The sequence below is a fragment of the Stenotrophomonas sp. YJH_SMC_81 genome (assembly GCF_059370875.1).
The window spans coordinates 80,346-103,597 of record NZ_JCAFUB010000012.1 but is presented as its reverse complement, the minus strand read 5'-3'; the positions used below and the strand labels follow the sequence as shown (position 1 = coordinate 103,597).

22 protein-coding genes are annotated in these 23,252 nt (G+C 67.7%); 14 read left to right on the top strand and 8 right to left on the bottom strand.

Annotated features, from left to right (window positions below):
- Positions 1 to 326: 326 nt before the first annotated feature.
- From AC5P8U_RS18355 to AC5P8U_RS18335, 5 genes are all read right to left on the bottom strand, one after another.
- Complete coding sequence (locus tag AC5P8U_RS18355) at positions 327 to 1,154, bottom strand: methyltransferase domain-containing protein (protein ID WP_061478371.1); 828 nt, start codon at positions 1,152 to 1,154, stop codon at positions 327 to 329.
- A 63-nt stretch (positions 1,155 to 1,217) separates the two neighbouring features.
- Complete coding sequence (gene dusB / locus AC5P8U_RS18350; protein ID WP_072167924.1) at positions 1,218 to 2,213, bottom strand: tRNA dihydrouridine synthase DusB; 996 nt, start codon at positions 2,211 to 2,213, stop codon at positions 1,218 to 1,220.
- A gap of 147 nt (positions 2,214 to 2,360) precedes the next feature.
- Positions 2,361 to 2,792 (bottom strand): hypothetical protein, encoded by a 432-nt coding sequence (locus AC5P8U_RS18345; protein ID WP_065178745.1) that lies wholly within the window; start codon positions 2,790 to 2,792, stop codon positions 2,361 to 2,363.
- A 149-nt stretch (positions 2,793 to 2,941) separates the two neighbouring features.
- Positions 2,942 to 3,907, bottom strand: a complete 966-nt coding sequence (locus AC5P8U_RS18340) for a ribokinase (RefSeq protein WP_088497859.1) — start codon at positions 3,905 to 3,907, stop codon at positions 2,942 to 2,944.
- A 25-nt stretch (positions 3,908 to 3,932) separates the two neighbouring features.
- A complete protein-coding gene (locus tag AC5P8U_RS18335; protein ID WP_072167869.1) occupies positions 3,933 to 5,231 on the bottom strand; it encodes a NupC/NupG family nucleoside CNT transporter in 1,299 nt (432 codons plus the stop codon).
- A 193-nt stretch (positions 5,232 to 5,424) separates the two neighbouring features.
- On the opposite strand from AC5P8U_RS18335, the gene AC5P8U_RS18330 reads away from it, so the two are divergent.
- The 5 genes from AC5P8U_RS18330 to AC5P8U_RS18310 all read left to right on the top strand — a co-directional run bounded on the left by AC5P8U_RS18330 (position 5,425) and on the right by AC5P8U_RS18310 (position 10,747).
- Positions 5,425 to 6,396: an aldo/keto reductase gene (locus tag AC5P8U_RS18330; protein ID WP_072167870.1), complete on the top strand. Its 972-nt coding sequence runs from the start codon at positions 5,425 to 5,427 to the stop codon at positions 6,394 to 6,396.
- A 198-nt stretch (positions 6,397 to 6,594) separates the two neighbouring features.
- Positions 6,595 to 6,789, top strand: a complete 195-nt coding sequence (hemP, locus tag AC5P8U_RS18325; RefSeq protein ID WP_005412278.1) for a hemin uptake protein HemP — start codon at positions 6,595 to 6,597, stop codon at positions 6,787 to 6,789.
- A gap of 153 nt (positions 6,790 to 6,942) precedes the next feature.
- The gene (locus AC5P8U_RS18320; RefSeq protein ID WP_353080554.1) at positions 6,943 to 9,135 is read left to right on the top strand and encodes a TonB-dependent hemoglobin/transferrin/lactoferrin family receptor; all 2,193 of its coding nucleotides are present in this window, start codon (positions 6,943 to 6,945) and stop codon (positions 9,133 to 9,135) included.
- Positions 9,136 to 9,139: 4 nt separating this feature from the next.
- Positions 9,140 to 9,739, top strand: coding sequence for a ChuX/HutX family heme-like substrate-binding protein (locus tag AC5P8U_RS18315; RefSeq protein ID WP_088497861.1), 600 nt, complete (start codon positions 9,140 to 9,142; stop codon positions 9,737 to 9,739).
- Between the two features lie 72 nt (positions 9,740 to 9,811).
- Positions 9,812 to 10,747 carry a DUF6607 family protein gene (locus tag AC5P8U_RS18310; RefSeq protein ID WP_072167873.1) on the top strand — a complete coding sequence of 312 codons (936 nt, stop codon included), beginning with the start codon at positions 9,812 to 9,814 and terminating at the stop codon, positions 10,745 to 10,747.
- A gap of 101 nt (positions 10,748 to 10,848) precedes the next feature.
- Here the strand turns inward: AC5P8U_RS18310 and AC5P8U_RS18305 are convergent, their stop codons facing one another.
- Together AC5P8U_RS18305 and AC5P8U_RS18300 are read right to left on the bottom strand one after the other, a co-directional pair.
- Positions 10,849 to 13,362: an ABC transporter permease gene (locus AC5P8U_RS18305; RefSeq protein ID WP_111007866.1), complete on the bottom strand. Its 2,514-nt coding sequence runs from the start codon at positions 13,360 to 13,362 to the stop codon at positions 10,849 to 10,851.
- A complete protein-coding gene (locus AC5P8U_RS18300) occupies positions 13,359 to 14,006 on the bottom strand; it encodes an ABC transporter ATP-binding protein (RefSeq protein WP_072167875.1) in 648 nt (215 codons plus the stop codon). The genes AC5P8U_RS18305 and AC5P8U_RS18300 overlap by 4 nt, the downstream gene beginning before the upstream one ends.
- 75 nt (positions 14,007 to 14,081) lie before the next feature.
- On the opposite strand from AC5P8U_RS18300, the gene AC5P8U_RS18295 reads away from it, so the two are divergent.
- The 3 genes from AC5P8U_RS18295 to AC5P8U_RS18285 all read left to right on the top strand — a co-directional run bounded on the left by AC5P8U_RS18295 (position 14,082) and on the right by AC5P8U_RS18285 (position 16,952).
- Positions 14,082 to 14,726 carry an arylesterase gene (locus AC5P8U_RS18295; RefSeq protein ID WP_061478363.1) on the top strand — a complete coding sequence of 215 codons (645 nt, stop codon included), beginning with the start codon at positions 14,082 to 14,084 and terminating at the stop codon, positions 14,724 to 14,726.
- An 87-nt stretch (positions 14,727 to 14,813) separates the two neighbouring features.
- Positions 14,814 to 15,527 carry a response regulator transcription factor gene (locus tag AC5P8U_RS18290; protein WP_002811889.1) on the top strand — a complete coding sequence of 238 codons (714 nt, stop codon included), beginning with the start codon at positions 14,814 to 14,816 and terminating at the stop codon, positions 15,525 to 15,527.
- Between the two features lie 153 nt (positions 15,528 to 15,680).
- Positions 15,681 to 16,952 carry a sensor histidine kinase gene (locus AC5P8U_RS18285; protein WP_005415333.1) on the top strand — a complete coding sequence of 424 codons (1,272 nt, stop codon included), beginning with the start codon at positions 15,681 to 15,683 and terminating at the stop codon, positions 16,950 to 16,952.
- Positions 16,953 to 17,183: 231 nt separating this feature from the next.
- Here the strand turns inward: AC5P8U_RS18285 and AC5P8U_RS18280 are convergent, their stop codons facing one another.
- Positions 17,184 to 17,885 (bottom strand): SGNH/GDSL hydrolase family protein, encoded by a 702-nt coding sequence (locus AC5P8U_RS18280; protein WP_088497864.1) that lies wholly within the window; start codon positions 17,883 to 17,885, stop codon positions 17,184 to 17,186.
- A 212-nt stretch (positions 17,886 to 18,097) separates the two neighbouring features.
- Here AC5P8U_RS18280 and AC5P8U_RS18275 point away from each other — a divergent pair, with 212 nt between their 5' ends.
- The 6 genes from AC5P8U_RS18275 (at position 18,098) to AC5P8U_RS18250 (ending at position 23,245) form a co-directional block, all read left to right on the top strand.
- The gene (locus AC5P8U_RS18275; protein ID WP_072167877.1) at positions 18,098 to 18,493 is read left to right on the top strand and encodes a diacylglycerol kinase; all 396 of its coding nucleotides are present in this window, start codon (positions 18,098 to 18,100) and stop codon (positions 18,491 to 18,493) included.
- 30 nt (positions 18,494 to 18,523) lie between these two features.
- Complete coding sequence (locus AC5P8U_RS18270; protein ID WP_072167878.1) at positions 18,524 to 19,273, top strand: TerC family protein; 750 nt, start codon at positions 18,524 to 18,526, stop codon at positions 19,271 to 19,273.
- Positions 19,274 to 19,534: 261 nt separating this feature from the next.
- Positions 19,535 to 20,695, top strand: coding sequence for an MFS transporter (locus AC5P8U_RS18265; RefSeq protein WP_072167879.1), 1,161 nt, complete (start codon positions 19,535 to 19,537; stop codon positions 20,693 to 20,695).
- 544 nt (positions 20,696 to 21,239) lie between these two features.
- The gene (locus tag AC5P8U_RS18260) at positions 21,240 to 21,860 is read left to right on the top strand and encodes a LemA family protein (protein ID WP_151355479.1); all 621 of its coding nucleotides are present in this window, start codon (positions 21,240 to 21,242) and stop codon (positions 21,858 to 21,860) included.
- A gap of 3 nt (positions 21,861 to 21,863) precedes the next feature.
- Positions 21,864 to 22,751, top strand: a complete 888-nt coding sequence (locus tag AC5P8U_RS18255) for a TPM domain-containing protein (protein WP_447897318.1) — start codon at positions 21,864 to 21,866, stop codon at positions 22,749 to 22,751.
- Positions 22,751 to 23,245, top strand: a complete 495-nt coding sequence (locus tag AC5P8U_RS18250; RefSeq protein WP_005415340.1) for a TPM domain-containing protein — start codon at positions 22,751 to 22,753, stop codon at positions 23,243 to 23,245. Before AC5P8U_RS18255 ends, AC5P8U_RS18250 begins: the two co-directional genes overlap by 1 nt.
- The last annotated feature ends 7 nt before the right edge of the window (positions 23,246 to 23,252 follow it).

The following is a 23,252-nucleotide window of genomic DNA, read 5'->3' as shown; positions in this document are numbered from 1 at the left end:
TGAAGGGACATCGGCGTTGGCAGCCACGCATGGCGTGGCTCTACTGCGTCGATCAGCGCCCGCAGCCGGTGCCGTTGAGTAGATCCACGCCATGCGTGGATGAAGGGACATCGGCGGTGGCAGCCACGCATGGCGTGGCTCTACTGCGTCGATCAGCACCCGCAGCCGGCGCCGTTGAGTAGATCCACGCCCTGCGTGGATGGCGGGACATCGGCGGTGGCAGCCACGCATGGCGTGGCTCCACTGCGTCGATCAGCGCCCGCAGCCGGCGCCGTTGAGTAGATCCACGCCATGCGTGGATGCGGGAGCATTAGTGCCGCGTCGGCTCAATACACCGTCGCGCGGCCCTGCACGAACGAGTAGAAGAACACCGCATTCGGGTCGTTCTGCACCAGGCGGAACTCGCGGCGCATGCCTTCCACGGTGTCCTCGTCCACCGAGCCGGCCTGCAGCAGCTGGTCGGCCGCCGACAGCAGCAGCTGCTCCCAGAACGCGATCATGGTCTTGCGACGCGCCGGTTCGCGGTTGTCCAGGTGGATGGTCTTGATCTCGGTATGCACGTCGCGGAAGCCGCCCGCTAGCAGCAGGTTGCCCAGCTTGGCGCCGACGAACGGGTCGCCGCCGTGGTCGTACTGGAAGTCGTTGAAGGCCATCCAGTAGCGCCAGATGTGCGGCGAGTACGGGTCGAGCAGGAACGAGGCATTCATCACTTCGGTGATGTAGACCGGCGAACCCGGTGCCAGCACGCGGCGCACTTCGCTCAGCACGCGGGCAGGGGAGGGGACGTGTTCCAGCACCCAGCACAGGAACGCCGCATCGAAGCTGCGGGCCTCGAACGGCAGTTCGCCGGCATCGGCCTGCTGCAGGGTGTAGCGGTCGCTGCACCACGGCGTGCGCGCCAGGTTCTCGCGCGCCGTGGCCAGCTGCGTTTCGCTCAGGTCCACGCCGGTCACGTGCAGCTCGGGGAAGCGGCGCAGCAGGATCTCGGTCTGCGCACCGACGCCGCTGCCGACTTCCAGCAGGCGCCGTGCACCGCTGTAGTCGATCTGGCCGAAGATGCTCGATTCCAGCAGGCGCGCCTGGGTCATCAGGCGCTGCTGTTCGGTGCCGGAAAACCCGTGCAGGTAGGTCGGAGAGGAGATCGGCGGGGTCATGGAGGCGGGCTCTGGGAGTTCAATTCGGTCGAGCAGGCTCGACGTTGTGACGCGGCAGTGCGGTCAGGCCGCCGAAGGCAGCGCCGGTTCCCCGGCAATCAGGCGGTCGAAGTACTCGGTGGTCAGCGCGATCTGGCTCTGCGGGTCTTCGGCACGGTTGACCACCGCACGGAAGGCGGCGTTCTCCGGCCGGTCCCTGGCATACCAGCCCAGGTGCTTGCGCGCGATGCGCACGCCCTGCGGTTCACCGTAGAACGCGTGCAGCGCATGCAGGTGGCCGAGCAGGATGTCGCGCACTTCGGCCAGCGATGGCGGCGGCAGTTCCTGCCCGGTGGCCAGGTAATGCGCCACTTCGCGGAAGATCCACGGCCGGCCCTGCGCCGAGCGGCCGATCATCACCGCATCCACGCCGGTCTGCTGCAGCACGTAGGCGGCCTTCTGCGGCGAATCGATATCGCCATTGGCGATCACCGGAATGCGCAGCGCGGCCTTGATCTCGCCGATGGTGGCGTACTCGGCCTGGCCGGTGTAATGCTGGTCGCGGGTGCGGCCGTGCACGGCCAGCGCGGCGATGCCGCTGTTTTCGGCAATCCGGGCAATGACGGGCCCATTGCGGTGGTCACAGTCCCAACCGGTGCGGATCTTCAGGGTGACCGGCACGTCCACCGCGTTGACCACGGCTTCGAGGATGCGCGCCACCAGCTGCTCGTCGCGCATCAGCGCCGAGCCGGCCCAGGCGTTGCACACCTTCTTGGCCGGGCAGCCCATGTTGATGTCGATGATCTGCGCGCCGTGGTCGACGTTGTAGCGCGCGGCTTCGGCCAGCTGCTGCGGCTCGGTGCCGGCGATCTGTACGCTGATCGGTGCCGGTTCGCCGTCATGGTCCATGCGGTGGATCGACTTGCGCGTGTTCCAGAAGCGCGGGTCGCTGATGGTCATTTCCGAGGCGGCCAGTCCCGCGCCCAGCCGTTTGCACAGCAGGCGGAAGGGCTTGTCGGTGACGCCGGCCATGGGCGCCAGCACGACGTTGGGGGCAATGGTGTACGGGCCGATCTGCATGCGCCCATTGTAGAGCGCGGGCGCGGCCTGGGCGGTGTCGGCGGGCCCCGGGTTCAGGCCGATCGGCACCGACCTCATGCCGTACCGGCATCAGCAGATGCTTGACGGTTGCTTCCGCCGCCCCCAAGGGCGGGCGATGGTAGGTGGCTAACCCAGGCTCTGCCAGGCCTGGCGGGTACCCAGGGCGAAGGCCAGCCCCAGGCCCAGGCAGGCCAGCGAACTGACCACCCAGAAGCGCCGGCCGTTGTACCCCGGCCGGAACAACGCCAGGCCGAAGCCCATCGCGGCGCGCAGCAGCAGCAAGGCAGCGATGGCGGGCAGGACCAGGCGACTGGCCGGCAGTGGCGAATGCCAGCCCGCGGCGGCCAGTGCGTACAGGGTCCAGGCCACCAGCAAGGCAGTGATGCCGGCGGTCATCAGCGGTGGCCACCAGTGCCCCGCATGCGCGAGCCGGACCACGCGCTGGCCGGCACCGAAGTATCTGTACCACGCGGCGCCGAAGGCGATGCAGCCGATATGCAGCAGCGCCGCAGCGGCACTGCCTGCGGCCGCGACCAGCAACCAGGGGAATCCGTCCATGTCCTGCCCGTGCAAGGAAGCTGCGCGGATCGTGAGCGAGGGGCAGGATGTGGGCAATGCGACAGGCGGTCGCAGGGGCTGGGCAATGGGCAAAAGAAAGGCCCAGGTGCCTGTACACCCGGGCCTTGTCATCCACGCGTGGCGTGGAATTACTTGGCTTCGGCGTCGGCCGGGGTGAAGCGCGGCATTGCCGCTGCAGCGCCTTCCTTCTCGGTCGAGCGACCGGCGAACTGGTTGGCAAAGCGCACGTGGCGGGCGAACGGGGCGTCGGCCACCTGCGCCAGCGACGCGGCCAGCGCACCGTTGAAGGCATCACCGGCACCGGTGGTGTCGATGGCCTGCACCTGCTCGGCGCCGACGCGGTAGTACGGCTGGCTATCGCCGCGCAGGTTCTCGTCGGCATGCGAGACGAACACGCCCACCGAACCCAGGGTCACCACCACGGTACCGTTGCCGACCAGCTTGCGGCAGAGCGCATGCAGGCTGGCGCCATCCAGCGCGGCGACATCGTTGGCATCCACGCGCTCACCGACATGGCGGCCGAGCAGCGCGGCGAACTCGGTCTCGTTCGGGGTGATCACATCGGCCAGCTTGAGCAGGCCGATGGTCGAGGGCGCGTCGGCCGGTGCGGTGTTGAGCACGGTGGTGACACCGGCCTCGCGGGCCGTGGCCAGCGCCGCTTCGATGGTCTGCACCGGCGATTCCAACTGTACCAGCACTACCTTGGCGCCGGTCAGCAATGCCTGCTGCTGTTGCAGGAAGTCGGTGCTGAGCGCGGCGTTGGCGCCCGGGCCGATCACGATGGTGTTGCGGCCACGCGCGTCCACGTAGATGCCCGCAGTGCCGGTCGGCTCGCTGCTGGCTTCGGCAATCAGGCCGAAGCCATCGTGCGCGGCCAGTTCGCGTGCGGTGGCGCCGCCGGCGTCATCGCCCAGCGCGCACACGAAGTGCGTGTCGGCGCCGGCGCGGCAGGCCGCGACCGCCTGGTTGAAGCCCTTGCCACCGGGGCCGGTGCTGTAGCGGCCGGCAATGGTCGCACCCGGTGCCGGCAGCGACTCGCACCGCCACACGTGATCGACATTGAAGGAACCGACGACAACGACACTGCTGCTCATAGGAAATCTTTTCTCAACCAGGGGTTCAACTGAAGTGCGTCAGCACGCCGGCGATGGTCGCCGTCATGAAGGTGGCAATGGTACCGCCCAACACCGCGCGCAGGCCGAACTTGGCCAGATCGTGGCGACGTTCCGGCGCCAGGCCGCCGATGCCGCCGATCTGGATCGCGATCGAGCTGAAGTTGGCAAAGCCGCACAGCGCGTAGGTGGCGATCAGGCGACCTTCGTCGGACAGGCTCACGCCCGCTACCTGGCCGTTCACGATCTGCGACAGCTCGGTGTAGGCCACGAACTCGTTGATCACGACCTTCTGGCCGATCAGCGAACCGACGGTGGTGGCATCAGCCCACGGGGTACCGATCACCCAGGCAATCGGGGCCAGCACGTAACCGAAGATGGTCGACAGGTTGGTCGGCTTGCCGATGGCAGCGGCCAGGCCGGTCACATCGCCGATCCAGGTCAGCGGGGCGTTCAGCAGCGCGATCAGGGCGATGAAGGCCAGCAGCATCGCGCCGATGTTCAGCGCCAGCTTCAGGCCGTCACCGGCACCGGCAGCGGCCGCGTCGATGATGTTGCTGGAGGTCTTCTCGACTTCCATCTTCACCGTGCCGCGGGTCAGCGGGGTGCCCGTTTCCGGAATCAGCAGCTTGGCCACGACCAGGGTGGCCGGTGCGGCCATGATGCTCGCCGCCAGCAGGTGCTTGGCGTAGAAGGCCTGCTGCACCGGGTCGCCGCCGCCGAGCATGCCCACGTAGGCCGCCAGCACGCCGCCGGCGATGTGGGCCATGCCGCCGATCATCATGGTCAGCAGCTCGGACTGGGTCATCCTGGCGATGTACGGGCGCACGGTCAGCGGCGCCTCGGTCTGGCCGATGAAGACGCTGGCGCAGACGCTGGTGGTTTCCGCGCCGGACACGCGCATCACCTTGGTGATCGACCAGGCCATCACGCGCACGATCGCCTGCATGACGTTGAGGTGGTACATGACCCCCATCAGCGCCGAGAAGAAGATGATGGTCGGCAGCACCTGGAAGGCGAAGATGAAGCCGTAGTTCTTGGTGTCCATCAACGAGCCGAAGATGAAGCCCGAACCCTCGTTGACGAAGCTCAGGACCTTGACGAAGCCCTTGCCCAGCGCATCGAACACGTCGCGCCCGCCCGGCACCAGGATCACCAGCGCCGCGAAGGCGATCTGCAGGGTGATACCGGTGGCAACCAGCTTCCAGTCAACCGCACGCTTGTTGTTGGAAAACAACCAGGTGATGCCGATCAGCACCGCCAACCCGAACAGGCCGAAGCCGATCCTGCCCAAACCTTCGACCATGTGAGTGACTCCCCTGGGGCGTCGCGAAAAACGGGAAGCCTAGTGCAGGGCAGGGGCCGGGGCAAGAAAAAGCAGCGTGCGCGCGCCCATCGGTACCGATCAGGCCAGCAACGGCAAGGGCTTGCGGCCGGCGGCGGCAGGTAGAATGGGGCTCGATCCCGGCCCGGATGCGGGCCCGCAGCAGGAGATTTGCATGCAATACCGCCGCCTGGGCTCCACCGGCCTGCCGATTTCCGCCCTGTCCTTCGGCGCCTGGGTGACCTTCGGTGACCAGATCCCACGCGACGAGGCCCGCAACCTGGTGGCTGCCGCCTGGGACCACGGCGTCAACTTTTTCGACAACGCCGAGGGCTATGCCAACGGCCGCGCCGAACAGGTGATGGGCGATGTGATCGCCGACCTGCGCCTGCCGCGCGACGGCATCTGTGTCTCCAGCAAGGTGTTCTTCGGCAGCGCCAGGGACCCACGGCCAACCCAGCGCGGCCTGTCGCGCAAGCATGTGACCGACGCCTGCCATGCCGCGCTCAAGCGCCTGCGGGTGGACTACCTGGACCTTTATTACTGCCATCGCCCGGATCCGGACGCGCCGATCGCCGAGACCGTGCATGCCATGGATACGCTGGTGCGGCAGGGCAAGATCCTCTACTGGGGGACCTCGGAGTGGTCGGCGATGCAGATCCAGCAGGCGCTGGACATCGCCGAAGCACGCAACCTGCAGGGCCCGTCGATGGAGCAGCCGCAGTACAACCTGCTGCACCGCGAACGCGTCGAGGTCGAGTATGCGCCGCTGTATGCCAGTGCCGGCCTGGGCACCACCATCTTCTCGCCGCTGGCCTCGGGCCTGCTGACCGGCAAGTACGACCAGGGCATTCCGGCCGATGCGCGGCTGGGCCGCGAGGGCATGGAATGGCTGCAGGCGCTGGTGCTGGGTGACGACTCCGAGGCCCGCCTGGCCCAGGTGCGCCGCTTCAGCGAAGCAGCGCGTGAGCTGGGCCACGCCCCGGCCACGCTGGCGATTGCCTGGTGCCTGCGCAATCCGAACGTCTCCAGCGTGATCCTCGGCGCCAGCCGGGTCAGCCAGCTGCTGCAGAACCTGCAGGCGCTGGAGGTGCTGGAGCAGGTCGATGCGGCTGGCTGGGCGCAGGTCGAAGCCGCCTTCGCCTGAACCCCGGGGCCGACCGGGCCTGGGCCTCGGTCGGGCCGGCTCGGGCTCGTGCCTCGGTAGAGTCGCGATTTGATTGACATGATCTATCGAATCCCAGAATTCGATCATTAATCCCATCAATCAAATTGAGAATGGTTGTTGATTGTCAACTGAGAATCATTATCATTTGACTCGTCCCTCGCACGAGTCCAGATGCTCATGAATGCTCAACCTGTACTGCTGCGCCCCGAAACGCTGACCCTCCGCGATCGTCCGGTCCGTGTCGTTCCGCCGGAAGAGGTCATCGACAGCGAAGCCCTGCTCAAGGGCCGTCGTGAAATCCTGATCCAGCACGGCGACCGCTTCTACCGCCTGCGGCACACCAGCAACGACAAGCTGATCCTGACCAAGTAACCGCGGCCTGGTCGCCCGCCTCCCTCCCTCCTGCCGGCAGCGCCGGCAGGGTGGGCGACCCGTCCGCGCCCGCTCTCTCCCCCTCGGTCTACCGCGTGCACCTCCCGGGTGTGCCGGTAACCGGGGGTTCCCCTGCCTGACCGAACGAACCCGATGACCCGCCCTACCGCCCTTTGCCTCGCCGTCTGGATGGCCCTCCCCCTGTCCGCCCATGCTGCCGCCGCGGCCACCGCCGCGCCCGATGCGCGCGACTTCGACCGCGTGCAGGTCACCGCCACCCGCACCGAGCGGGCAGTGAGTGACGTGGCGGCCACCGTCGATGTCATCGACCGCGAGCAGATGGACCGGCACCTGGTGCAGGACATCAAGGATCTGCTGCGCTACGAGCCGGGCCTGTCGGTCAGCCGCAGCGCCGCGCGCTTCGGCCTTGGCAGCATCCGCATCCGTGGCCTGGACGGCAACCGCGTGCGCGTGCAGACCGATGGCATCGCCATGCCCACCAGCTTCAACATCGGCTCGTTCTCCAACGCCAACCGCAACTTCACCGATCTGGACACGCTCAAGCGCGTGGAGATCGTGCGTGGCCCGGCCAGTTCGCTGTACGGTTCCGACGCGCTCGGGGGTGTAGTGGCCTTCGTCACCAAGGATCCGGCCGACTACCTGAAGGATGGCAAGGACAGCTACGTCGGCCTGAAGTTCGGCTACGACGGTGAGTGGAAGGGCCTGCTCGGCGGCGTGACCGGCGCGTTCGGCGGCGAACACTGGAGCGGCATGATCAACATCAACCATCGCCAGGGCCAGGAAACCGGCAACAAGGGCGATGTGCGCAGCCTCGACAACACCCGGACCGCGCCCAACCCGCAGGACCGCGACGGTCGCAGTGGCCTGGCCAAGCTGGTCTATGCACCGAGCGAGGACCAGCGCTTCCGCCTGACCGTGGAAGGCAACGAAGACACCACCGATACCAACGTGCTGTCCTCGATCGACCGTACCACCACCACCGGCATGAAAGCGCGCGACACGCAGAACCGCACCCGCGTGTCGTTCGCCCATGAAATGGATGCGCTGGACAAGGGCTTCGCCGACAGCCTGCATTGGCAGCTGTATACCCAGCACAGCGAGACCAACCAGGTCACCGACGAAGACCGCGCCAACCGCAGCCGCCGCCACCGCGAGTTCAATTTCGACCAGCGCGTTTACGGCTTGCAGGCGCAGTTCAACAAGGCGTTCAGCACCGGCAGTGTCGAACATGCGCTCACCTACGGCTTCGAAGGCGCGCGTACCGAGATCCGCCAGAAGCGCGATGGCTATCAGGTTCTGGCCAATGGCCAGACCAGCACTACCATCCTGCCTGACGCCTTCCCGGTACGCGATTTCCCGATCAGCAAGACCACCGAGCTGGGCCTGTATGCGCAGGATGAAATGCGCATGGCGGGCGGCAAGCTGTCGCTGGTGCCGGGCGTGCGCGTGGATCGCTACGAGCTGAAGCCGGAAGTGGACAGCATCTTCGCCGACGACAATCCCGGCGTTGCGGTGGCCAGGCTGACCAAGACCAGCGTCTCGCCGAAGCTGGGCATGGTCTATCGCTTCACCGACGAATGGTCGCTGTTCGCCGGCTACTCGCATGGTTTCCGTTCGCCGCCGTACAACGACGTCAACCTGGGCTTCACCAACTTCGCCTTCGGTTACACCGCCATCCCCAATCCGGACCTGAAGCCGGAAACCAGCGACGGCCTGGAGCTGGGCCTGCGCTTCCTGTCACCGGCCGCCTACGTCAGTGTCAGCGGCTACTACAACGAGTACAAGGACTTCATCGAGTCGCAGTCGCTGGTCGGTACCAACGCGCAGGGCCTGATGGTGTTCCAGTCGCGCAACATCGCCGATGCGCGCATCTACGGTGCTGAACTGAAGGCTGGCGTTGACTTCGGCCAGATCAACCCGGCGCTCCAGGGTTGGGCGCTGCGCAGCTCGGTGGCCTGGTCGCGCGGTGACAACAAGACCGAGGACACGCCGCTGGATTCGGTCGACCCGCTGCGCAGCACCGTCGGCCTGATGTACGACACCGACGCCTGGGGCGTCGAACTGGCCGGTACCTTCGTCAAGCGCAAGGACCGCGTCACTGCAGCGACGGTGTATCGCCCGGCCGGCTACGGCGTGGCCGACCTGATGGCGCACTGGAACTTCGCCCCGGGCGCGACCTTCAACGTCGGCGTGTTCAACCTGGGCGACAAGCGCTACATCGATTGGTCCAATGTGGGTTCGACGCTGTCGCCGACCAGCCGCGTGCTGGATCGCTACACCAGCCCGGGCCGCACTCTTTCCGCCAGCCTTGCCGTTTCCTGGTGACCCCATGAGCCGAGCCTTGTCCGCACGCAGGAATGACGCCATCGCCGTGCAGGGCAGCGCGGCCTGGCCGACCCCGGCACAGCTGGCCACGCTCGGCACTGTGTTGTGCCTGTACCACGCCGACGGCAACGAGCTGGGGGGCTGGCGCCAGGCGGTGCGCGTGCACGCCTGCCAGAGCGTGGACAGCGAGGGCATACGCGAAAGCCTGTGTTTCCTTGATGCCCGCGGCCGCTGCGTGTGGCGCCTGTACCTGCTGCCCGACAGCGATTTCCTGGCCTGGGACCGGTTGGTCGCGGCGTTGCCGCCGGGCCCGCAGCACGACCGCGATGGCAGTGTGAGCGAACGCCTGTGGCGTCGCCTGGCCGGGCACCTCGGTGGCCAGCGCTGGCGCCTGTGCACGCTGCGCCTGCATGCCGCGGACGAGGGCCGCACCCTGGCGGCCAGCCTGTCGACCCTGTCCTCGCTGGGCGCGGCCACCGCGCGTCGCATCGCGCGATTGGAAGGAGCCGAAGGCGAGCTGGCGATCGACGATTGCTGCTGCGCCGACGCCGCGCGCCGGCCGGCACCGCGTATCCCCGGCGACCTGCCGCTGATCCGCCTGTGATCCTTTCCTGATGGAACGCCCGACGGCCCTGGACGGCCTCTCAACGAACCTGCAACCCCGAAGGAAGACCCGATGAAGTTCCAGACAGCCAGCGTCATGCTGCTGCTCGCTGCCAGCGGCGTGGCCAGCGCGCAGCCCTCCGACATCGCCCGCGACCACGACAGCATCCTGGCCATGCAGGGCGAGTACACCGTCGACTTCGCGTTCGACGAGACCGTGCTGCTCAAGCCCGGCTACGAGCGTGCGCCGGCGATGCGCAGCGGCGGCAGCGAAGTGGTCATCGTGGTCGAGGACACCCCGCAGCGCATCGTGCTGCAGCACCTGTTGCTCGATGAGAAGAGCGGCCACATCACCAAGCACTGGCGCCAGGACTGGGTCTACGAAGCGCCCAGCCGTTTCGAGTTCAGCGCCGATCAGACCTGGCAGGTACGCCGCATTCCCGCAGCGGTGAACCAGGGCGCCTGGACCCAGTGCGTGTATGAAGTGAGCGATGCACCGCGCTACTGTGGCACCGGCAAATGGACGTACACCAACAACGTGCCGAGCTGGACCAGCGACCTGAGCTGGCGCCCGTTGCCGCGTCGTGAGTACACCAAGCGCAGCGACTACAACGCGCTGGCCGTGGTCAACCGCCACACGCTCACGCCCAATGGCTGGACCCACGAGCAGTTCAACACCAAGGTGCAGCGCAACGCCGACGGCAGCCAGGTGGAGATCGCCCGCGAGTTCGGCTTCAACGACTACGTCAAGACAACCGAGGTCGACTTCACCCCTGCCCGCGCCTATTGGAAAGCCACTGCAGGCTACTGGGCCAAGGTGCGCCAGCGCTGGGACGGCTTCCTCGGTCAGGCCCCGGGCGTGCACCTGAAGACCAAGCTCGATGGCATGGCGATGATCATTCCGCTGTTCACCCAAGCCGAAGCGATCCAGTCCGGCAAGCAGGTGAAGGACACGCAGATCGACGAGGTCTTCGCCAAGTACGTGGAAAAGGCGCCCAAGGAAGGCTGATCGCCGCGATGGAGATGGGTGCCGGGCGTACCCGGCACCGCATCCACCGGCTGCCGGTGGGGCCGGGCTTGCTCGGCACGCCATCCGGAGGCGCAACCGCCTCAGGCCTCACGCAACGCCAGTGCCGGCGGCGTATGCAGGATCGCCCGCGTACCCCACCAACCCGCCAACAGGCTCAAGCCGATGCCGACTACGCCGCCGATCAGCAGCCCCGGCCACGGCGGCAGCAATGGAAGCTCGAACACCTTCTGCGAGACCGCCACGCCGATCGCAGCGGCCGCGCCCACTGCCAGCATCGCCGCCAGCGTGCCCAGCGCGCCGAACTCCACCAGTACCGCGCCGCGCAGCTGGCGCCGGGTCGCGCCCAGCGTGCGCAGCACCGCGCTGTCGTAGCGACGCTCGCCGGCGGTGGCCTGCAGCGCGGCCAGCAGCACCAGCACACCAGCCAGCAGGCTGAACACCATCACCAGCTGCACCGCCTGCGCCACGCGCTCCATCACATCGCGCACCTGCGAAATCACCGCATCCACGTCCAGCAGCGACAGGTTCGGCTGCGCGCGTACCAGTTCGCCCAGGCCCGCCGCCTTGCCGGCCGGCAGATGGAAGGCCGACAGCAGGTTGTGCGGGGTGTCGCCCACCGCATTCGGGTTCAGCAACACGAAGAAGTTCGGCCGGAAGGTGTTCCAGTCCGCCTTGCGCACGCTGGTGACGGCGAACTCGCGTTCCTGCTCGCCCACTGCAATGGTGATGCGATCGCCCGGGTACACGCCGTAACGCTTGGCCCAGCCGATTTCCACCGAAGCTTCCGGCGCGGTGCTGTCGGCTTTCCAGAACGTGCCATTGACCAGCGTATTGGCCGGCGGGAAGGTGCTGCGCCAGCTGAAATTCAGTGGCCGGTTCTCGTCATCGTCATCGCGCTGGCCGCCTTGGGCCGGTTGCCCGTCCTGTCCTGGCTCGCGGTCTACGCGCAGCGGCGGCTTGCCGTTGATCGCGATCAGGCGGCCGGTCGCCATCGGTTCGATGCTGGCGTCGCCGGCGCCCAGTCCACGCAATGCGGCCAGCACACTGTCGCGCTGCTCGGGCTGGATGTTGATCAGGAAGTAATTCGGCGTATCCGCAGGCAGTCGCTCGCGCCATTGCTGCAGCAGGCCGGGGCCGGTCACTGCCAGCAGCAGCAACGCGCACAGCGACAGCGACAGCCCGACCAGCTGCATCACCGCGAGCAGGCGGCGCCGGGTCAGCGCGGCCAGGCCCAGCCGCCAGTTGCCATGCAGGCGGTGCTGCAGGCCGCGCAGCAGCTGCAGCAGCACGAAGCCGACCGCACCGGCCGCCAGCGCCAGCGCGGCCAGGCCGCCCAGCACCCACAGCGCCAGCTTCAGGTCGCCGGTGACTTGTACCGCCAGCAGCAGGCTGGCCGCCAGCGCTGCCACATAGGCCAGCAGTGACGCCGGCGGCAGGGCGGCGAAGGAACGGTTGAGCACGCGCATCGGCGGCACCCCACGCAGGCGCAGCAGCGGCGGCAGGCCGAAGCCGAACAGCAGCAGCAGGCCGATGCCGGCGCCGGTCAGCGCAGGCATCGCCTCGGGCAACGGCAGGCGCTGCGGCACCAGGCTGCCCAGTACCTGCACCAGGCCTTCCTGCGCGGCCATGCCCAGGCCGATGCCGAGCGCACAGGCCGGCACCGCCAGCATCAGCAGCTGCAGTGCCAGGCCCAGCAGGATGTCGCGCTGGCGCGCACCCAGGCAGCGCAGGATCGCCACCTGGTCGATGCGGCGCAGGGCGAAGCGGTTGGCCGCCAGCGCCGTGGCCACGCCGGCCAGCAGTACCGCCAGCAGCGCGCTCAGGCCGAGGAAGCGGCCGGCCAGGTCGAAGGCCTGGCGCACGCCGCGCTGGGTGTCATCCACGCTCAGCAGGCGCAGGCCTTTCACCTGCGGCAGCAACCACTGGCGCAGCGCGGCAACCTGATCGGCTGGTCCGGCGAACATCAGCCGGTAGTTGATGCGGCTGCCCGGGCCGAGCAGTCCCGTGCCGTCCACGTCGGCGCGGTTGACCAGCAGGGTGGGGGAGAGCGTCAGCAGGTCGCCACCGGTGTCGGGCTCGGCCTCGATGATGCCGGCGATGCGCAGCGTGCCGGCGCCGAACTCGAGATCATCGCCGGCCTTCAGCCCGAGCCCCTGCAGCAGGCGTGGGTCGGCATAGGCCTGGCCCTTGGGCGGCATGCCGGCGTCTGCGATCAGCGCCCCGCCGGGCGTGGCCCGTACCCGCAGCGTGCCGCGCAGTGGATAGCCCGCCTGAACCGCCTTGATGCTCGCCATCTGGCTGGCCTCGCCATGGAACAGCACGCTGCCGAAGCTGGCGATGCGGGTGTAGGCCAGTCCACGCCGTTGTGCCTCGTCGGCGAATGCCTGCGGCGGGTCATCACGCCCGGCGATGCCGAGATCGCCACCGAGCATTTCCGCCGCGCTGCCGGTCAGCGCCAGGTTGACCCGGTTCACCAGCGTGCCCACCGCGGTCATCACCGCCACGCCCAGCACCAGTGCGGCGAACACCGTCAGCAGGTCGCCGGCCAGCGCCTCGCGGCGCAATGCGCGCCACGCGTGGCGCAGCACGTTCATGCCTGTGCCCCACGCTCGACCGGCAGCAGGCGGCCGTCATCGATGCGGTGGATGTACTGGCAACGCTGCGCCAGGCGCAGGTCGTGGGTGACCAGTACCAGGGTGGTGCCGCTGCCGGCGTTGAGTTCGAACAGCAGGTCGCTGACGTGCTGGCCGGTGGCGTGGTCCAGCGAGCCGGTCGGTTCATCGGCGAACAGGATGCGCGGGCGGGTGACGAAGGCACGCGCCAGTGCCACGCGCTGCTGCTCGCCACCGGACAGCTGGCGCGGGTAGTGGCGGGCACGATGGGAGAGGCCGACCTGGGCCAACACTTCATCGACCCGCGCGCGATCCTCGCGCCCAGCCAGCTCCAGTGGCAACGCGACGTTCTCGGCGGCGGTCAGCGCCGGCAGCAGATGGAAGCTCTGGAACACGAAGCCGACCGCGCGCGCGCGCAGCTGGGCCCGCGCCTCTTCATCGAGGTCGCCCAGGTCCTGGCCCGACAGCGCAATACGGCCGCGGCTGGGCAGGTCCAGCCCGGCCAGCAGGCCGAGCAGGGTGGTCTTGCCCGAACCGGAAGCGCCGACGATGGCCGCGCTGGTGCCTTCATGGACGGTCAGGGTGATGTTGTCCAGTATGTGGACTTCACCCTCCGGGCCCTGCACGGATTTGCCGACCTGGTCGACGGCGATGGCGACGGGCGCGCTGCGGGGGGACAGGCTGTCGATGAGGAGACTCCAATGCGCAAGACGGGATGGAGCCGGCGAGCCGGCGCGATGATGGTGCTGCTGCTAGGGTTCCTGCTGTTGCCGGGGCTGGCCTGTGCCAAAGGTCCGGCCGGCACCGTGCTGGTGCTCGGCGACAGCCTCAGTGCCGCCCACAATATCCCCGCCGACGCCGGCTGGGTCAGCTTGCTGCAACAGCGGGTCAGGCAGCAGTCGAAAACCCCGGCGCGCATCGTCAACGCCAGCATGAGCGGGGAAACCACCGCCGGCGCGCTGACCCGCCTGCCGGGCCTGCTGGCCAGGGAGAAGCCGACCGTGGTGGTGATCGCGCTGGGCGGCAATGACGCGCTGCGTGGGCTGACCCCGGCGCAGGTGCAGGGCAACCTGGGAAAAATGGTGCAGGCCAGCCAGAAGGCCGGCGCCAAGGTGCTGCTGCTGGGCATCGACGTGCCCCCCAACTACGGACCGGCCTACCGCCAGCGCCTGGCCGCGGCCTACAAGGCGCTGGCCACGCAGTACAAGGTGCCGCTGCTGCCGTTCCTGCTGGAGGGCGTCGCCCTGCAGCCGGGCATGATGCAGGCCGACGGCCTGCACCCCACGGCGCAGGCGCAGCCGAAGGTGCTGGACAACGTCTGGCCGCTGCTCAGGCCGCTGCTCTGAACCGTTTGTGTACCTCTTGACGGAACTTCACATCGCGTCCACCGTCGATCCGGCATGTTTCACAAAGCTGAAGTTAGAGGGAATCACATGCGTCAGACGAAGGAGACCTCCGGCTTGGTGCTGGTGGTCGAAGACAACCGCAACATCTCCGAGATGATCGGGGAATACCTGGAAGGTCGCGGCTTCGAAGTCGACTATGCACAGGACGGCCTGGATGGCTACCGCCTCGCGGCGGAGAACAGCTATGACGTCGTGGTGCTCGATCTCATGTTGCCGCGCCTGGACGGCATTGAAGTGTGCCGTCGCCTGCGCAACGATGCGCGCAAGTCCACGCCGGTGCTGATGCTCACGGCACGCGACACGCTGGACGACAAGCTCACCGGCCTCGGCTTCGGCGCCGATGACTACCTGACCAAGCCGTTCGCGATCCAGGAGCTGGAAGCCCGCCTGCGCGCGCTGATCCGTCGCGAACGCCGCCAGGTCGGTTCGGAGGTGCTGAAGGTCGCCGACCTGGTCCTCGATCCGGTCAGCATGCGGGCTACCCGTGCCGGCACCGAGCTGCAGCTGTCGCCGATCGGCCTGCGCCTGCTGACCATCCTGATGCGCGAATCGCCGCGCGTGGTCACCCGCCAGGAGATCGAACGCGAGATCTGGGGCAATGGCCTGCCGGATTCGGACACCCTGCGTAGCCATCTGTACAACCTGCGCAAGATCATCGACAAGCCGTTCGACCGTCCGCTGCTGCACACCGTGCAGAGCGCCGGCTATCGCATTGCCGATATTGCCCAGCCGATGGCCTGATCGGGGCCCGGCCTGTGCAGCATCAGGCCCGGCCGGGCAACGACCCCGCACCGGGCACGGATGACCGGCCGGCGTTGCCGCCGGTCAGCGTCCGTGCACGACTACGGCGCAGCGCGCTGCCTATAATCGCAGCGCTCTGACCGGGACCCCGCAATGCCGCACGGCCTGCCGCGCAAGATCCGTATCGCCTTCATCCTGCAGGCAGTCCTGGCCAGCCTGGGCATCCTGCTCGGTGCCTGGCTGGTCTCGCTGGTGATCAAGCACAGCCTGGTCGGCGCCGCCCTGCGCGAGGAAGCGGCCTATTACTGGACGTTGCACGAGGCGTCGCCGGTGCAGCCGCCGCCCAACACCCACAACATCCGCGGCTACCTGCTGGAAAGCGGGCAGTCGGCACTGTCATTGCCGGCCAACCTGCGCACCCTGGAGCCTGGCTTCCACGAGCTGCCCCAGGACGATCAGCTGGTGCTGGTCGACGTGCGCCCTGCCGGTCGCCTGTACCTGGTGTTCCTGCGCTCGCGCGCGGAGATGCTGGCGTTCTGGTTCGGCATCGTGCCGGTGCTGCTGACCCTGTTGGCGGTGTATGGCGCCAGCTGGGTCACCTACCGTGCCTCCAAACGACTGGTGTCGCCGGTGAACTGGCTGGCGCGGCGCGTCTCGCGCTGGGACCCGGGCCACCCCGAAGCGGCCGATCTGGAGCCGAACAAGCTGCCGGCGGACATGCAGGGCGAGACCCGCCAGCTGGCGGCCGCACTGCATTCACTGGCCAACCGGGTCAGCGCGCACGTGGCGCGCGAGCGCAACTTCACCCGTGATGCCAGCCATGAGCTGCGCACGCCGTTGACCGTCATCCGCGTGGCCAGCGACATGGCCCTGGGCGATGAAACCCTGCAGCCGCGCCTGCGCCGCAGCCTGCAGCGCATCCAGCGTGCAGGCCGTGACATGGAAGCGGTGATCGACGCGTTCCTGATCCTGGCCCGCGAGGCCGATGTCGAACCGCAGATCGAGCTGTTCGACGTCAACGACATCGTCCGCTACGAGGTGGACAACGCCAACGAGCTGCTGGGCAACCGGCCTGTATCGGTGCACCTGCACGGCGAAGGCCCGGTACAGCTGCACGCACCGCCGCGGGTGCTGCAGGTGGTGGTCAGCAACCTGGTGCGCAATGCCTGCAGCTACACCGACGAAGGGCGTATCGACGTGCACGTGCTCAATGACCGGGTGGTGGTGCGCGATACCGGCATCGGCATGTCCGCCGAGGCGCTGTCGCGCGCGTTTGAACCGTTCTACCGCGCCGAGCCGAGCCGCCCGCAGGGCACCGGCCTGGGCCTGTCGATCGTGCGCCGGCTGTGCGACCGCTTCGGCTGGAAGGTCAGCCTGGCCAGCGAGCCGGGCAAGGGCACCGAGGCCACGGTGATCTTCCGGTAGAGGGATTTTGCCGGGCTGCGCCCGGCACCCGCCGAGGCAACATCAACATCAAAAGCGGGCATTCCGTGGAATGGCGGGGCGGTATGGGTTTGCAGGACACGCCGTAAACCCGTCCATGGGGGCTCGATGGCGCCATCCATGGCGCCAACGGTCCTGCAAACCCACACCGCCCCGCCTTCGACAGTTTCCCGCGATCCGCAGTCGATCCACGCCATGCGTGGATGGGGTTGCTCAGTTGCAGTTGACCTTCGGCGCCAGCGCCCTGGTCCAGATGTCATAGCCGGCCGGGGTCATGTGCAGCATGTCCTCGCGGAACAGCGTCGCATCCGGCTGGCCGTCGGCGCCGAGCATCGGCGTGTAGATGTCGGTGAAGCCGGTATTGGGCAGCTTGGCCAGCGCGGCCTTGATCAGCGTGTTGGCCTCGTTGATCGCCGGCAGCAGGTGCGCGCGCGACGGGCTCGGCTTGATCGACAGGTACTCCACCCTGGTCTTCGGCAGGTCGCGATGCACGCGCTGCACGAAGGCAACCACGTCGTCGCGCACCTGCACTGGGCTGCGGCCACTGTTGAGGTCGTTGTCGCCCGCATAGAAGAACACCTTGCAGGGCGCGTAGGGCACCACGATGCGGTCGGCGTACCAGGTGCTGTCGCGCACTTCAGAGCCGCCGAAGCCGCGGTTGAACACTGGCTGGCCAGGGAAGTCGGTGGCCAGGCTCTCCCAGAAGCGGATCGAGGAGCTGCCGATGAACTCGATGCCACCGCGCGGCGGCGGGTTGGACTGGTCGGCGCCGGCGAAGCGGGCCATGTCGCCGGCCCAGGCCACGTTGGAGACCTGTTCGGGCACCCGCGGCGACTTGGCCGGGCTCAGCGCCTGGGCCAGCGGTGCGGCAGTCAGCAGGCCCAGCATCAGCAGGCAGGTACGGCGACGGGACATCAGGCGCTCCAGCAGGCAAGGGGGCATCCATCATAGGAGCATGCCCGGGCCGTTGCTTGCCCCTGGCAGGCCGTTCAGCGGGCCGGCGCGGGCTGCGGTTGGCGGCCTTGTGGCAAAATGGCCGCCATCTGCCTATTCCTGTGCACCCATGATTCCCTGCCGTGCGTCTGAGCGGTCGCTGCGCCGCGTCCCCGTTGCTGGATATTCCACCCGTGGCTGATCAGTTCGGCCACCTGCCGCGCGGCCCGCGCCGCATCTTCCAGGCCGCCCGCTGGTCCTGGCAGGGCCTGCGCGCTGCCTGGCTGTACGAGTCCTCGTTCCGGCTTGAGGTCTACCTGCTGATCCTGCTGACGCCGATCGCGATCTGGCTGGGCCAGACGCCGGTCGAACGCGCGCTGCTGATCGGCTCGATGCTGCTGGTGCTGGCGATGGAGCTGGCCAACTCGGCCATCGAAGCGGTGATCGAACGTTACGGCAGCGAGATCCATGAGCTGGCCGGCCGCGCCAAGGACATGGGCTCGGCGGCGGTGTTCGTGCTGATGATGAACGTGCTTCTGTGCTGGGCGCTGGTCGTGGTCCCGCATGCAATGGCCGGCAAATACGGCTGATCCCTCATTCCCCCTTGTTGAAGACTTCCCATGTCCCTTGAGTTTCTTGCCGATCCGAATGTCTGGTTGACCCTGTTCACGCTGAGCGCGCTGGAAATCGTGCTCGGCATCGACAACCTGGTGTTCATCTCCATCGCCGTCAGCAAGCTGCCAGAGCACCGCCGCCCGTTCGCGCGTCGGCTCGGCATCGCGGTGGCCTGTATCACCCGTATCGGCCTGCTGGTATCGCTGGCGTACCTGGCGCACATGCAGGCGAACCTGTTCACCGTGGCCGGCATGGGTATTTCCATCCGCGATCTGGTGCTGATCGTTGGTGGCCTGTTCCTGATCATCAAGGGTTGGATGGAGATCAAGGAAATGATCACCGGTGGCGAGGATGAAGATCCGAGCACGACCAAGACCTCGGCCGTGTTCGGCTACGTGATCGCGCAGATCGCGGTCATCGACATCGTGTTCTCGCTGGACTCGGTGATCACCGCGGTCGGCATCGCTGACCACGTGCCGGTGATGGTCGCCGCGATCCTGCTGTCGGTGGCGGTGATGCTGCTGGCCGCCAACCCGCTGGGCCGCTTCATCGACGCCAACCCGACCGTGAAGATGCTGGCGCTGGCCTTCATCCTGCTGATCGGTGCGGTGCTGATCCTGGATGGCCTGGACGTGCACATTCCCAAGCCCTACATCTACGCCGCGATGGGCTTCTCGGTGCTGGTGGAGTGGCTGAACCTGCTGATGCGCCGCCGCGCCCGCGAGCACCACGTGCCGGGTGCCGGCGACTGGTAAGCGCATGACCCCGAACCCCCGGCCAACGCCGGGGGTTCTTCGTTCTGCCTTGTAGAGCCGAGCCCGTGCTCGGCTGACCGGCAGGAAGCAGCCGAGCATGGGCTCGGCTCAACACCGGAACGCGGTTTTTGCACTTGTGTCTGCGTTCCGGCCTCCACTTGTGAACCAGGATCAACAGTGTTTTCCCGGGGCGAGGCTTAATCCGGCGCAGCAAAGCGCGCAGGCTACGCACTCCCGATTCCCGCCCCCAGGACCCCCCCCATGAATTCCAGAGCCGCCTTGCTGGCGCTTGCCGTTGGCGCCTTCGCCATCGGAACCACCGAGTTTGCCCCGATGGGCCTGTTGCCGGTCATCGCCGACGGCGTCGGCGTTGGCATCCCCACTGCGGGCATGCTGATCACCGCCTATGCCGTGGGCGTGATGCTGGGCGCGCCGGTGATGACCCTGCTGATGGGGCGTTTCGGCAAGCGCACCGCGCTGATGCTGCTGATGTCGATCTTCGTGGTCGGCAACCTGCTGTCCGCGCTGGCGCCGAACTACGGGCTGCTGCTGCTGTCGCGCCTGGTCACCAGCCTTAACCACGGTGCCTTCTTCGGCATCGGTGCGGTGGTCGCCGCCAGCCTGGTGCCAAAGGAAAAGCAGGCTGCTGCCGTGGCCACCATGTTCATGGGCCTGACCATTGCCAACATCGGTGGCGTGCCGCTGGCGACCTGGGTCGGCCAGCAGCTGGGCTGGCGCCTGTCCTTCGCCGGTACTGCGGCGTTGGGCCTGATCGCGATCACTGCGTTGGGCTTCGCGCTGCCGGCGTCCGCGCCGGGACCGCGCCCGGACGTGCGCCGCGAACTGAAGGCGATCCTGCAGCCGCAGGTGCTGCTGGCCATGGCCACCACCGTGCTTGGTGCGGGTGCGATGTTCACGCTGTACACCTACGTCGCACCGGTGCTGACCGAGTTGACCGGCGCTTCCAATGCCTTCATCGCGGTGTCGCTGGCCCTGATCGGCATCGGTTTCACCCTCGGCAACGGCATCGGTGGGCGCATGGCTGACTGGTCGCTCGATGGCGCCACCCGTATCCTGCTGGCTGCCCTGGCGGTGCTGATGTTCGTGCTGCCGCTGGCCTTCATGAGCCACGCCACCGCGGCGCTGGGTGTACTGCTGTTCGGTGCGGCGACCTTCGCCCTCGTGCCGCCGCTGCAGATCCGGGTGATGCAGGTGGCCAGCGAGGCGCCGGGCCTGGCGTCGTCGATCAACGTGGGTGCATTCAACCTGGGCAATGCGGTAGGTGCCGCGCTGGGTGGTGCGGTGATCAGCTTGGGCCTGGGCTACGCCGCCATTCCGGTGGCCGGTGGCCTGCTGGCCGCGTCGGGCCTGCTGCTGGCATGGCTGGGGCGTAGCCGCACTGCGGTGGCTGAGGCCTGCTGAGGGCGGAGGGTTTCCTGCAGGGCTTGCAGCCCTGCACCCGCCGAATCAACGTCAACGTCAACGTCAACGGCAAAAGCCTGCATTCCGTGGGTTGGCGGGGTGGGTCCGGTTGAGGGGGACGCTGCAAGTACGTCCATGTAAGCTCGGTCGCCGCATCCATGCGGCTCACGCCCCCTCAACCGGACCCACCCCGCCTTCGACAGATTCCCGCGATCTGTCGTAACGGCGTTCCGCTCTGGTAGGTGTCGACCTTGGTCGACCCGAATGCCTGAAGAACCGGCTTTTGCTTTTGATTTTTTCTTTTGATCTTCCCGCGGTGCGCAGGAAATTGTCCGTGGCCGGGAGGGTGGGTCGGCTGGGGGCGTGAGCCGCATGGATGCGGCGACAGCTTACATGGACGTACTTGCAGCGGCCCCCAGCCGATCCACCCACCCGGCCCACCCCGAGCTGGCTGGACCACACCGCGGAGGGGGCGGCGCCCGATGGCCGGTCTTTCACCTAAACCATGGCATGCTCGGCGCCAAGCCCACCCGGAACCTCCGCCATGCGCCTGTTCACCCGTGTCCTGCCCCTGATGCTGCTGGCCTCCCTGTTGTCCGGCTGCGGCTACAACGCCATCCAGCAGAAGGACGAGGCGGTCAAGGCCAGCTGGTCCGAAGTGCTCAACCAGTACAAGCGCCGCGCCGACCTGGTGCCCAACCTGGTGCAGACCGTCAAAGGTTTCGCCAGCCAGGAAGAGCGCGTGCTGACCGAAGTCACCAACGCCCGCTCGCGTGTCGGCCAGATCAACGTCAACGCCGATGACGAAGCCTCGCTCAAGCAGTTCCAGCAGGCCCAGGGTGAACTCGGCAGCGCGCTGTCGCGGCTGCTGGTGGTGACCGAGAACTATCCGGTGCTGAAGTCCGACCAGAACTTCCGCGACCTGCAGGCCCAGCTGGAAGGCACCGAGAACCGCATCACCGTTGCCCGCGGCCGCTACATCCAGCAGGTGCAGGACTACAATACCTACATCCGCTCGTTCCCGCAGGTGATCACCGCCAAGATCTTCGGCTACAAGACCAAGCCGAACTTCACGGTGGACAACGAAGCGCAGATCTCCAACGCACCGGCGGTGGATTTCGGCAACGCGCCGCAGCAGCAGCCGGCAACGCAGCCGGGCCACTGACCGATGCGCCTGGCCACTGCGCTGCTGGCCCTGCTGCTGTGGCTCCCGCTGGCGGCACAGGCTCAGCAGCTGGCGCCGATTCCGGCGCTGGATTCGCCCGTGGTCGACACCACCGGCACGCTGGAGGCTGCGCAGAAGCAGGCACTGGTGCAGCAGGCGCTGGACCTGCAACAGCGCAAGGGCAGCCAGCTGCAGGTGCTGGTGGTACCCACCACCCAGCCGGAGGACATCGCGCAGTACACCACGCGGGTCTTCGACCAGTGGCAGATCGGCCGCAAGGGCGTGGATGACGGCGTGCTGCTGGTGGTGGCCAAGGACGATCGGCGCGTGCGGATCGAGCCGGGTTACGGTCTTGAAGGCGCGATTCCCGATGCCATCGCCAACCGGGTCATCCAGGAATACCTGGTGCCGCGTTTCCGCGCCGGCGACTACGCCGGGGGCATCACCGATGCCACCGCCGTGCTGGTCAAGCTGATCGATGGCGAAACGCTGCCGGCACCGGTCAGTGGTCATCGTGGGCGCGAGCCGGGTGGCGGCGGCGATACCTGGTTCCTGGCGCTGTTCATCGGTGTGTTCGCCGGCAGCATCCTGCGCGGCGTGTTCGCGCGCGTGCCGCGACCGCTGCGCGGCCTGCTCGGCGGTGCCGGTGCGGCGCTGGCGGCGTTCCTGTTCACCTCCACCCTGATGGCCAGTGGCCTGGCCGGCGTGGTCGGCCTGATCGTGGCGATGCTGTCCGGTCATCCGGGGCGCTTTGCCGGCGGTGGTGGCTGGGGCGGTGGCAGCTGGGGCGGGGGAGGCGGCTTCGGCGGTGGTGGTGGATTCGGCGGTGGTGGCGGCTGGGGCGGCGGCGGTGGCCGTTCCGGTGGCGGTGGCGCTTCGGGAGGCTGGTGATGATCCAACGTCTGTTCCGTCATGTATGTTCGCCGTCGGTACGTCGCGCGTTCCCGCCAGCCACGCTGCAGGCGATCACCGAGGCCATCGCGGCCGGTGAGCAGCGCCACGGCGGTCAGGTGATGTTTGCGGTGGAGGCTGATCTGCCGCTGGCCGCGTTGTGGCACAAGGTCACCCCGAGGCAGGCCGCCGAGCATGCCTTCGCACGCCTGCGCACCTGGGACACCGCCCACAACAACGGCGTGCTGATCTACCTGCTGCTGGCCGACCATGCCATCGAGATCGTCGCCGACCGCGGCCTGCATGGCCGGGTCAGCCCGGCGCAGTGGCAGCGGGTCTGCACCCATCTGCGCGAGGGCCTGCGTGGTTCCAATCCGGTGGAAGCGCTGCAGGATGCCATCGACGAGGTCTCCAGCCTGATCGAAGGGCACTTTCCGGCCTCGACCCGGTCGAACGATGACGCGTTGCCGAACTCGCCCCAGCTCCTTGGTTGAGCCGGGG

Coding starts and splice junctions, on each gene's coding strand:
- AC5P8U_RS18355 (WP_061478371.1), bottom strand. CDS start 1,154: ATGACCCCGCCGATCTCCTCTCCGACCTACCTGCACGGGTTTTCCGGC.
- dusB (WP_072167924.1), bottom strand. CDS start 2,213: ATGCAGATCGGCCCGTACACCATTGCCCCCAACGTCGTGCTGGCGCCC.
- AC5P8U_RS18345 (WP_065178745.1), bottom strand. CDS start 2,792: ATGGACGGATTCCCCTGGTTGCTGGTCGCGGCCGCAGGCAGTGCCGCT.
- AC5P8U_RS18340 (WP_088497859.1), bottom strand. CDS start 3,907: ATGAGCAGCAGTGTCGTTGTCGTCGGTTCCTTCAATGTCGATCACGTG.
- AC5P8U_RS18335 (WP_072167869.1), bottom strand. CDS start 5,231: ATGGTCGAAGGTTTGGGCAGGATCGGCTTCGGCCTGTTCGGGTTGGCG.
- AC5P8U_RS18330 (WP_072167870.1), top strand. CDS start 5,425: ATGCAATACCGCCGCCTGGGCTCCACCGGCCTGCCGATTTCCGCCCTG.
- hemP (WP_005412278.1), top strand. CDS start 6,595: ATGAATGCTCAACCTGTACTGCTGCGCCCCGAAACGCTGACCCTCCGC.
- AC5P8U_RS18320 (WP_353080554.1), top strand. CDS start 6,943: ATGACCCGCCCTACCGCCCTTTGCCTCGCCGTCTGGATGGCCCTCCCC.
- AC5P8U_RS18315 (WP_088497861.1), top strand. CDS start 9,140: ATGAGCCGAGCCTTGTCCGCACGCAGGAATGACGCCATCGCCGTGCAG.
- AC5P8U_RS18310 (WP_072167873.1), top strand. CDS start 9,812: ATGAAGTTCCAGACAGCCAGCGTCATGCTGCTGCTCGCTGCCAGCGGC.
- AC5P8U_RS18305 (WP_111007866.1), bottom strand. CDS start 13,362: ATGAACGTGCTGCGCCACGCGTGGCGCGCATTGCGCCGCGAGGCGCTG.
- AC5P8U_RS18295 (WP_061478363.1), top strand. CDS start 14,082: ATGCGCAAGACGGGATGGAGCCGGCGAGCCGGCGCGATGATGGTGCTG.
- AC5P8U_RS18290 (WP_002811889.1), top strand. CDS start 14,814: ATGCGTCAGACGAAGGAGACCTCCGGCTTGGTGCTGGTGGTCGAAGAC.
- AC5P8U_RS18285 (WP_005415333.1), top strand. CDS start 15,681: ATGCCGCACGGCCTGCCGCGCAAGATCCGTATCGCCTTCATCCTGCAG.
- AC5P8U_RS18280 (WP_088497864.1), bottom strand. CDS start 17,885: ATGTCCCGTCGCCGTACCTGCCTGCTGATGCTGGGCCTGCTGACTGCC.
- AC5P8U_RS18270 (WP_072167878.1), top strand. CDS start 18,524: ATGTCCCTTGAGTTTCTTGCCGATCCGAATGTCTGGTTGACCCTGTTC.
- AC5P8U_RS18265 (WP_072167879.1), top strand. CDS start 19,535: ATGAATTCCAGAGCCGCCTTGCTGGCGCTTGCCGTTGGCGCCTTCGCC.
- AC5P8U_RS18260 (WP_151355479.1), top strand. CDS start 21,240: ATGCGCCTGTTCACCCGTGTCCTGCCCCTGATGCTGCTGGCCTCCCTG.
- AC5P8U_RS18255 (WP_447897318.1), top strand. CDS start 21,864: ATGCGCCTGGCCACTGCGCTGCTGGCCCTGCTGCTGTGGCTCCCGCTG.
- AC5P8U_RS18250 (WP_005415340.1), top strand. CDS start 22,751: ATGATCCAACGTCTGTTCCGTCATGTATGTTCGCCGTCGGTACGTCGC.